At 66.9% G+C, this 13,598-nt stretch carries 10 protein-coding genes; 3 read left to right on the top strand and 7 right to left on the bottom strand.

Annotated elements, in window-relative coordinates; translation table 11 throughout:
- Nucleotides 1-347: 347 nt before the first annotated feature.
- The 3 genes from ABFP37_RS13780 to ABFP37_RS13770 form a co-directional block, all read right to left on the bottom strand.
- Nucleotides 348-1,706: an extracellular solute-binding protein gene (locus tag ABFP37_RS13780; protein WP_078026508.1), complete on the bottom strand. Its 1,359-nt coding sequence runs from the start codon at nucleotides 1,704-1,706 to the stop codon at nucleotides 348-350.
- Nucleotides 1,707-2,056: 350 nt separating this feature from the next.
- Nucleotides 2,057-3,010, bottom strand: a complete 954-nt coding sequence (locus tag ABFP37_RS13775; protein WP_078026509.1) for a carbohydrate ABC transporter permease — start codon at nucleotides 3,008-3,010, stop codon at nucleotides 2,057-2,059.
- Entirely contained in the window at nucleotides 3,003-3,947 is a 945-nt protein-coding gene (locus ABFP37_RS13770) for a sugar ABC transporter permease (protein WP_078026510.1), read from the bottom strand. The genes ABFP37_RS13775 and ABFP37_RS13770 overlap by 8 nt, the downstream gene beginning before the upstream one ends.
- 406 nt (nucleotides 3,948-4,353) lie before the next feature.
- Between ABFP37_RS13770 and ABFP37_RS13765 the strand changes: the two genes are divergently transcribed.
- The 3 genes from ABFP37_RS13765 to ABFP37_RS13755 are packed head-to-tail and all read left to right on the top strand — an operon-like array spanning nucleotide 4,354 to nucleotide 8,869.
- A complete protein-coding gene (locus tag ABFP37_RS13765; RefSeq protein WP_347033912.1) occupies nucleotides 4,354-5,541 on the top strand; it encodes a hypothetical protein in 1,188 nt (395 codons plus the stop codon).
- 2 nt (nucleotides 5,542-5,543) lie between these two features.
- Complete coding sequence (locus tag ABFP37_RS13760; protein WP_347033911.1) at nucleotides 5,544-7,748, top strand: DUF6807 family protein; 2,205 nt, start codon at nucleotides 5,544-5,546, stop codon at nucleotides 7,746-7,748.
- Nucleotides 7,745-8,869: an aminopeptidase P family protein gene (locus tag ABFP37_RS13755; RefSeq protein ID WP_347033910.1), complete on the top strand. Its 1,125-nt coding sequence runs from the start codon at nucleotides 7,745-7,747 to the stop codon at nucleotides 8,867-8,869. Before ABFP37_RS13760 ends, ABFP37_RS13755 begins: the two co-directional genes overlap by 4 nt.
- 165 nt (nucleotides 8,870-9,034) lie before the next feature.
- Here the strand turns inward: ABFP37_RS13755 and ABFP37_RS13750 are convergent, their stop codons facing one another.
- From ABFP37_RS13750 to ABFP37_RS13735, 4 genes are read right to left on the bottom strand one after another with little or no spacing between them, the layout of a single operon-like run.
- Nucleotides 9,035-10,192: a mandelate racemase/muconate lactonizing enzyme family protein gene (locus ABFP37_RS13750; protein WP_260680549.1), complete on the bottom strand. Its 1,158-nt coding sequence runs from the start codon at nucleotides 10,190-10,192 to the stop codon at nucleotides 9,035-9,037.
- Entirely contained in the window at nucleotides 10,192-11,097 is a 906-nt protein-coding gene (locus ABFP37_RS13745; protein WP_078026512.1) for a 5-dehydro-4-deoxyglucarate dehydratase, read from the bottom strand. The genes ABFP37_RS13750 and ABFP37_RS13745 overlap by 1 nt, the downstream gene beginning before the upstream one ends.
- Entirely contained in the window at nucleotides 11,094-12,062 is a 969-nt protein-coding gene (locus ABFP37_RS13740) for an NAD(P)-dependent oxidoreductase (protein WP_078026513.1), read from the bottom strand. The genes ABFP37_RS13745 and ABFP37_RS13740 overlap by 4 nt, the downstream gene beginning before the upstream one ends.
- Before the next feature lie 32 nt (nucleotides 12,063-12,094).
- A complete protein-coding gene (locus ABFP37_RS13735) occupies nucleotides 12,095-13,522 on the bottom strand; it encodes a Gfo/Idh/MocA family oxidoreductase (protein WP_347033909.1) in 1,428 nt (475 codons plus the stop codon).
- Nucleotides 13,523-13,598 lie beyond the last annotated feature (76 nt).

Here is a 13,598-nt window from a genome sequence, read left to right as displayed (position 1 = left end):
ACCTCATCCACAAGGAACAATGGACCATCCACATGCAAACCGGCATCCCCTGGTTCATCCCCCCACCCCACATCGACCCCAAACAAACACCCCGCCGCAACCACCAACACCACAACTAAACCCACCTCCGGGAGGCCGCAAGCCAGCCGGAGGCGGCACGGCGGCAAAGGTTGTGCGGAGCCCGGCAAACCGCATCAGCCCTCAACAAATCGACGCCACCAGGTCAGCGCCCACCAGCTGCGCGTCCACCAGCTCAGCCCCCAACAACGCAGATGTGCCCCGACCGGATCCTGAATCCGGTCGGGGCAGATTCTGACGCCACATCAGCAGGGCGGTGTTGCTAACAGCTAGCTGCTGATGGCTGATTTCATTTCATCCACGGCCTTCTGGCCGGCTTCCTCCGGCGAGAGCCTGTCGAACAGGACCTCGGAGGTGTACCGCTTGACGATTTCCTGGATGGCTCCCGCACCCTTCGGCGGCGGAGCGGGCGCTTCGCCGAGTTCGCCCTTGATCTGGTCAATGAAGCCCACTACCTTGACGTCGGCCGGAGTCAGCTTCGGGGCGATGGCCTTGCGCACATCGGAGTTCGGCGCCACGCCGCGGTCGGCTAGTAGTGCTTCGCCGGCCTTGACGTTGTTCGCCAGGAAGTTGATGAACTTGGCCGTCTCTTCGGGGTGCTTGGTCCGGGACGAGGCCGACCAGAACTGGGACGCTTTGTACCAGAGTTTGCTGTCCGCAGAATGTCCCGTCTTGGACGGCATGCGGAGGATCTTCAGATCGCTCCCGGCCGCTTTCTCAAGCGCGGGCAGCTGGTTGGACCACCAGAAGGCCATGCCGTTTTTCCCTGTGGCCAGGCCGCTCTGGTCCAGCGGTGCAGCCTCCGCTTCCACCACCTCAGAAGCCGACGGCACGGCCTGCTTTTCGCTCAGTTCCTTGAGCAGCGACCACCACGACGCAATGTCCCCCGACTCGAACCCGAGTTTGCCGTCTGACGTGTAGAGCGACTTTCCGTCCTGACGCAGCCAGACACCCAAGGAAGCCTCATCGGTGCCATAGGCCGCCGCCCCGTAAGTGCCCTTGGGCGATTTCGCGGTGACCTCGGCCGCGATTCGCCCGAAGTCCTCCCACGTCCAGGTGGCATCGTCCGGCAGCGCGACTCCGGCTGCCTTGAAGACTGCCGGGTTGGCAATGATCGTGGCGGCGTTGATGCCGGCCGCGATGCCGGTGAGGCCTTTGCTTCCCTTGCCGGCGTTAAGCGCTGCTTCGTCGAATTTGGAAGTGTCGACGTCGTACTTGGACAGGTCAAGGAGTGCCCCACGGGTGGAGTATTCCGTAATGAACTTTTCGTCCATCTGGATGATGTCCGGGGCGTCGTTGGCGGCCACTTGGGTGGCTAGCTTGTCCCAGTATCCACTCCAGTCACCGAACTCCGGCTTGATCTTGATGTTCGGATTCTCCGCTTCGAAGGCGGCAATTGCGGCCTGCGTCAGCTGCGCCCGCTTGTCACCGCCCCACCAGGAGAATCGCAGTTCTACTTTGCCGTCGGCGCTGGTGGGGGCTGCTCCACCGCCGCAGGCGCTGAGCGCGAGGACGACGGCGGCCGCTGCGGCCACCGCGCCGGTTCGGCGCAGCCTGCGGGTAGGTTTCGTGGATTTTGGCTCGGCTGCGCCCGGATTGGCGGCCGTGGATTGGCGGGAAAATGGCACTGAATTCTCCGATCTTCTTTGATCTTGAACGGTGGACGATCTTGAAAGCTGCAACTTGAAAGGTGGACTGAATTGCTGACTGGCTGAGGTGGAACGTGGATTGAACCTGGACTCAGCTGAAACCTGGACTGAGTTGAAGGCCTAGTGCCTCCGGATATCCCACTGACTGCGGAAATGAGTGCGGAAGCTGACTGCTGAAGTGAGTCAGGAAAGCGCTTTCTGAAGCTGATCATACAAGCAAGTAACTTGTACTACAAGATGTTTCCGGCCTAGATCTTGGTGCCCCGGTTCTGGCATCACTTGCCGCGGCACGGGCTAAAGGCAGGCCCGAGAAGCGCACACCTCCACCCCTACTTGATTCCGGTCGTCGCGATTCCCTTGATGAGGAAACGCTGCCCGAAGAGGAAGACCAGGAACACGGGCAGCAGCGACACGATGGACATCGCGAAGAGCGAGCCCCAGCTTGTCGCAGACTGCGAATCCACGAATGCCCGCAGGGCAACCGGCACGGTGAACATCTCAGGATCAGTGAGGTAGATCAGGGCGCCGAAGAAGTCGTTCCAGGTCCAAATGAAGGTGAAGATGGTTGTCGTGGCGAGGGCCGGGACCATCAGGGGCAGGATGACCCGCAGGAAGATGCGGGGGTGGCCGGCGCCGTCGATCCGCGCGGCCTCATCCAGTTCCGTGGGAATGCCGCGGATGAACTGCACCATGAGGAACACGAAGAATGCGTCCGTCGCGAGGAGCTTGGGCACGATGAGCGGCCAGAAGGTATTCACCCAGCCGATCTGAGAAAAGAGGATGTACTGCGGCACGATGATCACATGGAACGGCAGCATGATGGTCAGCAGCATGATGCCGAAGAACAGTCTCTTGCCGCTGAACTGCAGCCGGGCGAACGCATAGGCGGCCATGGAGCAGGAGATCAGGTTGCCCAGGATGGAACCGATCACCACCACCGCTGAATTGAGCATGTAGTGCCCGAACGGGTGGGTCAGCGCCGACCATCCGTCCGTGTAGTTGCCCATCTCCAAGGTACTCAGCCAGAGACCGGGATCGCGGAAGATCAGCTCGTTGGGCCGCAGCGATGAAACCACCATCCACAGCAACGGGTAAATCATGATGCCGCCGGCGATTATCAGCACGCCGTGCTTCGCGAGGGCCTTGAGGCGTGCGCTGCGGCTGAAGGCCAGCGTGCCGCGGGATTCGCGTTTCCTGCCGCCGCCCCTGGGGCTCTTGCCCCCCGTTTTCCCTCCGGAGGACGGCAGTTTCTCCGGAGCCGGCAAGGTCTGTAGATCAGTCATCGTAGAACACCCAATACTTTGAAGCGATGAAGTTGATGGCCGTAAAAGCGCCGATGATCACCAGCAGGACCCAGGCCATTGCCGAGGCATAACCCATCTCGAACTGGCCGAATCCCTTCTGGTACAGGTAGAGCGTGAAGAACATGGTGGAGTCGGACGGCCCGCCGTTGCCTCCCGAGACGATGAACGCCTGGGTGAAGGACTGGAAGGAACCGATGATCTGCAGGACCAGGTTGAAGAAGATGATCGGGCTCAGCATCGGCAACGTGATCCGCCAAAACTTCTGGAGCGTAGTTGCCCCGTCCACCTCGGCCGCTTCGTAGTACATGTTCGGAATCTGGCGCAGCCCCGCGAGGAAGATAATCATGGGGCTGCCGAAGGTCCAGACGTGGAGCAGGATGATGGAACCGAGCGACGTGGACGGGTCCGAGATCCAGCCCGGCCCGGTGACCCCGAACATGGCCAGCACCTGGTTGACCAGTCCGGAGGTTCCGAAGATCTGCTTCCACAGGATGGCGACGGCGACCGAGCCGCCCAACAGGGACGGCAAGTAGAAAATGGACCGGTAGAACGGCAGGCCGCGGAGGCCCTTGTCCAGCACCAGCGCGATGAGAAGTGCCACGGCCAGTTGCAGCGGAACTCCGACCAGAACATACGTGAAGGTGACGCGCAGTGAATTGTGGAGCCGCGCATCCCCGAGCATGCGGGTGAAGTTGTCCAGTCCGGTCCACTCCGGCGGCTGCAGCAGGTTGTAGTCCGTAAAGGACAGGTAGAGGGACATCGTCATGGGGCCGACAGTGATCGCCACAAGGCCGATCAGCCACGGCAGCAGGAAGATGTAGGCCGCCTTGTTGTCGCGGCGGTTGGCGCGTTTTTCCTCGGCCGTGGCCGGCCCTTTGCGCCGGCTCATGGAGGACAGTTCGCTAATTGCGCTCATTGCCTGCCCCTCGGTGCCCGGTCGCCTTCCGGCGTCCCGCGGTGATGCTGTGCGGCCATGTGGTCTCCTTTGGTCATCGTGGCCTTCCACGGCGTGCTGGGGTGAAGTGCTCTCGCCGTCCCGGGCTGCGCCAAAGAGCTCCGGCGCCACACCCGTCTGCCTGGCTTCCGGAGGACCGGGCCAACAGCGGCTTTGTACCAAAGTAAACGGTTTCTTGACCGCTGTACACCCTTTTGCTAATTTTTAGGAAAGCGTTTTCCAAAATTCGTCCACTCCGGATCAGAGCAGCTGCGAGAGGCAGGACAACCATGTTTCCACCGGGCAGGCCGAGCCGATGAATTCAGGTCGAATAGATGACGCGCCACGGCCAAGTGCCATCGGCGGCTACGAGGACTGGCCCGCTTTCATGCGTTCCCGCCCGCGCCTCGTTGCAGAGTCCGCGCCCGCCCAGGAACTGGCCGACGCCCTCGGTGTTCCGGCCGTTCCCGCACCCCCGCACGCTGTGCTGGAGTCGACCGAAACGCACGACGGCGTCACGACTTCCCGCGTCAGCTGGCAGTTGGGCTTTGGTCCCCGCACCCGCGCCTGGTTCCTGCGTCCCGCTGGCGCGTCCGGCCGGCTGCCCGGCGTCCTGGCACTCCACTGCCACGCGGGCATCAAGTCGGTCCGCGCAGAGCGCCTCCTGCCTGCGGGCACAAGCCCCGCGACGTCTGCTGCGGACACCGCTGCGGGGCAGACGCGCACGGATTTTCAGCGGCAGTTCTACGCCGGCAGGTCCTTTGCCGCCGGCTTGGCATCCCAAGACTTCGCAGTCCTGGCCCACGACGCCTTCTCCTGGGGCAGCCGCCGCTTTGAGCTCGGCACGCCCCCGTGGCGCACGTCGGCCGTCGTCGAGGGCCACAAGGCACTGTGGCGGGCGGCCGGCGTCGTGCCTTCCGAAGCGGAGGAGTACGACGCCGCCGCGGCGGCGCACGAGGACACCGTGGCGAAGGCAGCAGGCGTGCTCGGCACCAGCTTCGCCGGGATGGTGGCGCACGACGACCTTGCGGCCCTCCGCGTCCTGGCAGGTCTGCCGGGCGTGGATCCGGGCCGGTTGGGCACCGCCGGTTTCTCCGGAGGAGGCGGCCGGTCCCTCATGCTGGCCGCGCTCAGCCCGCTGGTCCGCGCTTGCGTAGTGTCGTGCATGATGACCACTTACCGTTCGCTGTTCCCGGCGTACCTGGATGCTCACTCGTGGCTGCTGCACACGCCTGGCCTGCCGCGGCTGGGCGAGTTTCCGGAGCTGGCCGGGCGATCGGCGGTGGACCGTTTCCTGGTCCAGTACGCCCTCGCGGATGAACTTTTCCCCGAGAACGGCATGCGCGACGCCGACGCGACTCTCCGTGCCCAGCCGGCGCCCGGCCGGTACACCGGGAGCTTCTGGCCAGGGGGACACGCCTTCAGCGCCGGCATGCAGGACGAGGCCGCGGGTTTCCTGGCCGAGTCGCTGTTCGGGTCAGGTTCCCCGTCAGGATCCGTGCCCGAATCCCTATCCGCTTCCCGGTCCGCGGGCGCCGCCCCGGTCCCTTTTCGGCCAGCCAGCCAGGACGGTTAGACATGACACGCACCTCCTCCGGCGCTTCAGCGCCCGCATCTCCCCATTCAGACACCGCTCTCAGTCCGGACACTTCTCTTCGGCCGGACACCATCGGAGCCCTGGCTTCCCCCGCGGACACTCCAGCGGCAGTGCTACCCGCGGCGGCACCGCGGGTAGCACTCGTGGGCGCCCACGGCTACGGGGCACGGCACTTGGAGAACCTCGCCCGCCTCACAGCGCTCAACCTCGTAGACCTCGTGGCCGTCGCCGACCCGCGTCCTCCGGCCGAAGGCGTCCTGGCCGCCGGCGTGGCCACGTTCTCGTCACTGGCGGAACTCCTCGCCGCCGGTCCGGCGCCGGATGTGGTCATCCTGGCCACGCCCATCCAGACGCACGCCCCGCTGGCCCTCGCCGCCCTCGCTGCGGGCGCCGACGTCTATGTGGAGAAGCCGCCCATGGCCTCCCTGGCCCAGTTCGACGACGTGCTGGCCGCAGCGGAAGAGGCGGGGCGCCTAGTGCAGGTTGGCTTCCAGAGCCTCGGCTCGCAGGCGTTGCCCGCCCTGGACCAGCTGGTGGCGGACGGTGAGATCGGTGACGTCCGGGGCGTCAGCGCCGTCGGCACCTGGGTGCGCACCACCGGCTATTTCAAACGCTCCCGCTGGGCGGGCAAGCGTAGCCTGGACGGGACCGATGTGGTGGACGGTGTAGCCACCAATGCCCTGGCTCATGCGGTGGCCACGGGACTGAGAATCGCAGGCGCGGCCCGCGCGGCCGACGTCGCCTCCGTGGAGACGGATCTCTACCGGGCGCACGCGACCGAAAGCGATGACACGTCCGTCATCCGGGTGCGGACCGCCGCGGGAACGGTCCTGCTGTGCGCCCTGACGCTGTGCGCCGACGAGCAGGCAGCGCCGTCGGTGACCATCCACGGCAGCAAGGGGCAGGCCGATTTCTTCTACACCGAAGACCGGTTGACGGTTTCCACGCCCGACGGCGAGCGCACGCAGACGTTCGGCCGCACCGACCTGCTGGAGAACCTGCTGGCGGCCCGCCGTTCCCGCACTCGCGATGCAGGCCTGCTCAGCCCGCTGGCCGGCAACGGCGCGTTCATGAGGGTCCTGGAGGCCATCCGGACAGCGGAACCTCCACGCGGCATCGGCGCCGAGCATGTCACGTGGAAAGGCGACGGCGATGACGCCCATCCCGTCGTCCACGGCATCGGCCGGCTGGTGCGCAGGGCCGCGGCAGCGCAGGCAACGTTCGCGGAGCTCGGCACGCCCTGGGCCGCGGAACTGCCCGGCACAGCAGGTCCGCTGCCTGCATTCACCGTGAACGGCAGAGTGGTGGCGCGGCCGGCAGACGGTAGCCGCATCCGGCCGACGTCGTCTCCCCGGCCTTACCTCCATCGGGTCAGCACCCTGGCCGGCACGGTGGTGACCGATCACATGCCCGAGGACCATGTGTGGCACCTCGGCGTGGGCGTTGCCATCCAGGACGTGGACGGGGTCAATTTCTGGGGCGGCCGCACGTACACGCGCAACGCCGGGGCTTACGTCTGGCGCAAGGACCACGGCCGGATTGCCACCCTCGCGGTGGAAGCCGGAGAGTCGGCCGACAAGAGCGGTGGGTGGCGGACCGAAACCCTGAGCTGGCTGCCGGAGGGCGGCTCCGCCGAATCCGGCGCTCCCTTGCTCAACGAGCGGCGGAACTGGAGCTGGGCGGCCGTCGGATCCTCCACTTGGCGGCTAACCCTCGACTTCGAGCTCACGCCGGCCGGACCTGATCCGGTCGCCCTTGGCAGCCCGGGTTCCAACGGGAGGCCGGAGGGCGGTTACGGCGGCTTCTTCTGGCGCCTGCCGGCAGTCGCGGAGGCGAGGGTATGGACTTCAATCGCGGAAGGTGAAGACGCCGTGCACGGCGCCCTCCCCCGCCCCGAGGCTCCTTGGCTGGCGTGGTCCGGCAACTTCCGGAAGGGAGAGCCCGACGGCGGTCCGGCCACCCTCGTGTTCCTGCCCCAGGCAGCGGGGCCAGCACCGGTGAACGATCCGTGGTTCGTCCGCGTGGCGGGCTATCCCGGCGTCGGGCTGTCCCTTGCGTGGGAACACGCGGCAACGGCCCGCCACGACAACCCGCTTCGCCGAAGGGTCACGGTGCTGGTGGCCGACGGCCTCCTGTCCACGCCGGACATCGAACAGCTCATCACAACCTTGGGGGAAGCCGCATGAACATGACCGTGAACACCACTCTGACCACCACGGCCGAGGCGCCGGGCGCGGCCGCAACCCCGGGGAACCCGGCCGATCGTGCCGTCAAGCGGCAGCGCGTGCTGGACATCCTGGCCGAGTCCGGCCGGGACTCGCTCCTGCTCATCACCAACACGGCGCTGGCCTGGTACCTGGATGGGAGCCGGGTCCACATCAGCCTTGCCGGGGATCCCATTGCGGCGATGCTGGTGGACGGCGACGGCGACCACCTGGTCACGTTCAACAACGAGGCCGCCCGGATCGCCGCCGAGGAACTGCCCGACGGCGTCGCGCTGCACTCGGTGCCCTGGCACGGGCACCTGCATGCCGCGGCGGCGATGCTGTCACCCGGCGGCAACCCGCTGGCCGAGGCCGAAGTTACTGCCGAGCTGAGGGCTGCGCGGCAGCAGTTCCTGCCCGGCGAAAGCGCCCGGTATGCCCTCCTCTGCGCCGAGACTGCTGCCGCTTTGACCGATGTCCTCTCCGAGGCGACGCCCGAAGCCACCGAGTTTGGCGTGGCGTCGGCCCTGGCCGCGCGGATCGTCGCCATGGGAGCTGAACCGTTGGTGCTCCTCTGCAACGGGGCCGGCCGGGGCGAGTTCCGGCATCCGCTTCCTACGCACTCCCCGCTCGGGCGGCGGGCCATGGCCGTGGTCTGCGCGCGGCGGAACGGGCTCGTGGCCAACGTGACCCGCTGGGTCAGGTTCGACGCCGGGACGCCTGCAGAGCTCGACGCCGAAGCCCGGATCGCGGCGGTGGAGGCCGATGTCTTTGATGCGACCGTTCCGGGTGCCCGGCTAAACGGTGTCTTTGCCGAAATCCGGGAAGCCTACAGCCGGCATGGTTTCGGCGCGGGCCAGTGGACCCTCCACCACCAGGGCGGTCCGGCGGGCTATGCGGGCCGGGATCCCCGCGCCACTCCTGCTACCGACGACCCCGTGGTACTCAACCAGACCTTTACATGGAACCCCTCGGGGCCGGGGGTAAAGATCGAGGATACGGTGCAGCTGACGGAGTCCGGCATCGCCGTCCTCAGCGTCGATCCCCGCTGGCCAACGGCCCTGGTGAACGGAATCCAGCGCCCGCTGGCCCTGCAGCTGTGACTGCAATTATTACTATCTTCCGCGAAACAGCTGTGCCGCGATGGCGTGAGCGCGAGCTCCCGCCACCGCGGCACACTGCATTCCAGTGCAAGCCTGCAGTTCAGGGCTGTCCAGTGCAGACCAAGGCAGACCAAACGAGGCTCAGCTCGTCCGGCCTTGAATGTTCTAGAGATCGGGCGAGTGCCGGTTGAAATCGAACCCTAACCCCGGCCGGCCCGTGAGTGTGAGCCGGCTGTTGCGGACCTGCACTGGTGACGGGCCGTCCAGCACGCCAAGCTGTTCAAAGGAGGCATCCTCGACGTCCTCCACCATGGTGGGTTCGGCCATGGTCAGCGCGAGCTGGCCGGACAGTTCCGGCAGCAGGTGCGGCATGACCCTGATGCTGTGGGCGCGGGCGAGCTCCACGATGCGCCGGAACGGGGTGATCCCGCCCACCCGGATGATGTTGGGCTGGATGATGTCCACCGCCCCGGCCTCGATGAAGTCGCGGAAACGGTAGATGTTGTGCAGGTTCTCGCCGAGCGCGATGGGAACAGGCGAGTGCTTCCGCAGCCTGCGGTAGGCCCAGAGATCGTCCGCCCGCAGTGGCTCCTCCAGCCACTCCAGGTCAAACTCGCCCAACACCTCCAGGGCGCGGAACGTGGCGGGCAGGTCCCAGCGCTGGTTTGCGTCGATCATGAGCTTCCGGCCCGGACCCAGGACCGTCCGGACGGCGGCCACGCGTTCGGCGTCCTCCCGGATGTCCGGCTTGCCCACCTTGATCTTGACGGCGCTGTGCCCGGCCGCAACCCAGCGTTCCGCCTGGGCCACGAGCTCGTCGAGGGAGTAGTGCAGGTTCACGCCGGATCCGTAGACCTCCGCCGAGTCCTGGCGCTGCCCGAGCAGGCCGGCCATGGAGGTTCCGGCGCGCCGGGCCTGCAGATCCCACAGCGCAAGGTCCACTCCCGCCATGGCGATGGTGGTGAGTCCTCCGCCGCCGGCTTCGTGCAGCCGGTTCCACAGCTGGTCCCACACTCCCTCGGGGCTGGCACCGAGGCCCGTGATGAAGGGCGCGACGTCGAAGTCCAGGAGTGCCTTGACTGCCTGCGGACCGATGGTGGGCGTCCAGGAGAAACCGTGCCCCGCGCCGCCGTCGTCCGTGTGGATTTCGGTGACGATCACATGGTTCTCCGGCGCTTCATCGCCCCAGCTCCGCAGAAGCGGAACGGTCAGGTGGCGGGTGGAAAGCCCGGTGATCCGGGGCAGCGCCCGCGCCGCTTCGGCGGCTGACGCTTCGGCAACTGTCCCTTCCGCGACTGGTGCTGCTGCAAACCGCGAGCCCATCAGCGGCCGGCCAGCTCGTAGCCCTTGGCCAGGATGGACTTGAGCTGGACCAGCTGGTCTTCGGAGGGGTCCACGAGCGGTGCACGGACCGGCCCCACCGGCAGGCCACCCAGTCGCAGCCCGGCCTTAATGAGGGAGACGCCGAACCCGGGAGTCTGGTCTCGCAGTCGGACCAGCGGGGCGTAGAAGCCTTCCAGCAGGGCCTGCCGGCGGTCCTCGTCGCCGGAGGTGTAGGCATCGTAGTAGGCCTTGGCGATTTCCGGAGCCATGGCGAACGCGGCCGACGAGTACAGCGGGATGCCTAGGCCGCGGTAGGCGCCCTGGGTCAGTTCGGCGGTCAGCAGGCCGTTGAACAGCAGGAAGTCCTCGCGTCCGGTGGCCGCGAGGGCAGTGACGATCTCCTGCGCCAGCCCCACATCGCCAAGGCCGTCCTTGAAGCCGATCACCTTGGAGTTTGCGGCCAGGCGTGCCATGGAGGCCGCCGTGTATGTGGCGTTGCCGCGGTGGTAAACGATCACCGGCAGGCTGCTGGCGGCCGCCACAGCCTCGATGTACGCCACCAGGCCTTCGGTAGGGCCGGTCACCAGGTACGGCGGGAGGACCAGCAGGGCGTCCGCCCCGGCTTCTTCGGCAACCCGCGCGGCGGCGAGCGCGTGGCCCAGCGGTCCGCCGGCGCCGGCAACAACCGGCACCTGACCGGCAACGGCCTCGACGGCGGCAGTCACCACGGTGCGCACCTCGTCAATGCTCAGGGCATGGAATTCGCCGGTTCCGCAGGCGGGGAACACCCCTCCCGGGCCGTACGGCAGGCGGGACGTGATGTGCTCCTTGAGGACGTCCACATCCACTGCCCCCTCCGGCGTGAATGGCGTGACGGGAAAGAACAGTACGCCGTCGAATTTCATGGGGTCTCCTTGGATCCTGTGCCGGCCGCGACCAGCGCGGCGGGGGTCTCGTCATTGAGGTTGGTTTCGGTCTTCAGTTCGGTCCGCCAGGTGCGTTTGGGCTCCCAGCCCAGGAGGTCGCGTGCCTTGGCGATCGAGAATGCCGGGCTGGTGCCCGTGAGTCCGGCGGCAAGGCGGGAACTGCCGGCCAGGAACTGCGGCATCAGCTCCGAGAGCGGTGCGGCGGCCAGCGCGTCGGCGGCCCCCACGAAGAAGGTCTGGCCGTTGGGGATGGTGTCCATCTTCGCGAGCAGCAGGTCCAGGAAGTCAGCCACATCCCGCGCGTCCACATAGTTGAACAGGGCAGGCGCGGACAGCGCGGGATCGTCCAGCCGTTCGCGGACGGTGTGGCCCTGCTGCGTGGGCGCGCCGGCCCATTCCTCCGGCGAGATGACATAGCAGGGCCGGAAGGCCGCGTAGCGGATGCCATCCCCCTGGGCAGCGGCGAACATCTGCACGGTCTGCTCGGCGATGAGCTTGGACAGTGCATAGGCGTTCCACGGCCGCGGCGTGGTGTCCTCGTCCACCGGGAAGCTCTCCGGCAGCCAGCCCGCGGGCGAGCCGTAGCCCAGCACCGTGGGGCTGCTTGCCGTGATGATCTTGCCGACGCGGAGTTCCGTCGCCGCGCCGACGACGGCGTACGCCAGCCTGGTGTTGGTGCTGAGGATGACGTCTTCCGGCGCGCTGAACGGTACGGCGATCGCCGCAAGGTGGACGACGGCGTCGGGCGCCGTTTCCCGCAGGAGGCGCAAGGCCTCCCCCGGTGCCAGGAGGTCGGCAGTGCGCTGCTCAACGCCGTCGGGCAGCTGGGCGGCGGGAACGGCGTCGCGGTCCACGGAGATGACGTGGTGGCCGGCGGCCGCCAGGCCGGCAACAACACTGCGCCCCAGGCGGCCTGAACCGCCGGTGACAAAAATCCTGCTCATGGTTATCGGTTCCTTCATCAGGGGTGCGAAGGTCAGTTGCCGCGGCGAAGGTCGACGCCGAGCCCCAGGTCCGCTGTGCGGACCGGCAGCCCGGATTCCAGGGATGCGTTGCCCGCGATGCCGACGGAGACGGAACGCAGGCCGTCCAGGTAACCGGACGGCCGCCCCAGCGGGTCCACTCCCGGCCCGTTGAAAAGATCGGACAGGAGGAGTTCGTCGCCGCCGCCGTGGCCGCCCTCGCCGTTGACGATCGGCACCTCGTAGGCCGGTTCCCAGTGCCGCTGGACCACCAGGCGTTCGCCGTTGCGCCGGACCTGGTCGTCCTCCTGCACGGGCGTGGCGCTCGGATCGACCACTGTCTTCTTGTCTGTGCTGTGCTGCACCGCGGCGCGCTCCACCACGTCCAGCTCCGCCCGCCCTTCGGTTCCGTTAACGGCCACGCGATAGCCCTCCCACGGACTGTGCGCGTTGAGCGAGTAGCTGAGGACCGGCCCGCCCTGGTAGTCCACCACCAGCGCCAGGTTGTCCTCGATGGTGATGCCGGACGTGAAGACATCCTGGTCGCGGCGGTAGCCGTCAAAGTGCTCGTTGTCGTAGTACAGCGCGCGCAGCCGTTCGTCCTCCCGCAGGTCAAGGACGAACGGGTCCGTGGCCGCAGCGCCTGCGCCGGTGTCCGGAGTTCCGCGCTCGGGCCGGGCGCCGAGGCCGCGCTCCGCGGCGTTCCTGTCCCCGTAGAACTTCAGGCCGCCTGAGGCGAACACCCGCTCCGGAACGTCGTCGATCCACCAGTTGACGAGGTCGAAGTGGTGGGAGGACTTGTGGATCAGCAAGCCGCCGGAGTTGTTCTTTTCCCGGTGCCAGCGGCGGAAGTAGTCTGCGCCGTGCACTGTGTCCAGGACCCAGCTGAAGTCGACGGACGTGACCTTGCCGATCACACCGCTCTGGATGATCTCCTTCAGGGCGCTGTTGCGCGGCGAGTAGCGGTAGTTGAACGTGACCACCACGTTGCGGCCGGTCCGCGCCACGGCATCGGTGATCCGCCGGCACCCCTCAGCGTTGATGGTCAGCGGCTTCTCCACCACGACGTCGGCGCCGGCCTCGAGGCCTTCCACGATGTAGTCCGCATGCGTGTAATCGGGCGTCGTGACCACCACCCGCTCGATTCCGTTGTCCCTGATGAACGCCGTCAGCTGCCCCGGTTCGAAGGATTTCACCGGCCGGGTGCCGCCGAGTTCCTGGATCAGCTTCTGGTAGAACTTCACCCGGCCCGGGTTGACGTCGGACAGGCCCACCAGCTCGGCTGTGTCGGCATGCCTGCCGTAGATGGCCCGGATGTACATCTCGGAACGTCCCCCTGTGCCGATCAGGGCGATGCGCGCCCTGCGGACCGCGGCGGGGGCAGCGGCTGTGTCGGCGTCGACACTGCCGCCGGGGTTGGCGAGGTTGGCTGTGTTGACCATGCGGTGAATCCCTTTCGGAAGGCAGAAGGCTGGCCGCTTGACGGCCCGAAGTGGAGCGGGAAGAATACTGAGAAAG

The organism is Burkholderia sp. RS01, from assembly GCF_039748055.1.
GTDB lineage: Bacteria > Actinomycetota > Actinomycetes > Actinomycetales > Micrococcaceae > Arthrobacter.
This window is presented reverse-complemented; position numbering and strand designations above follow the sequence as displayed.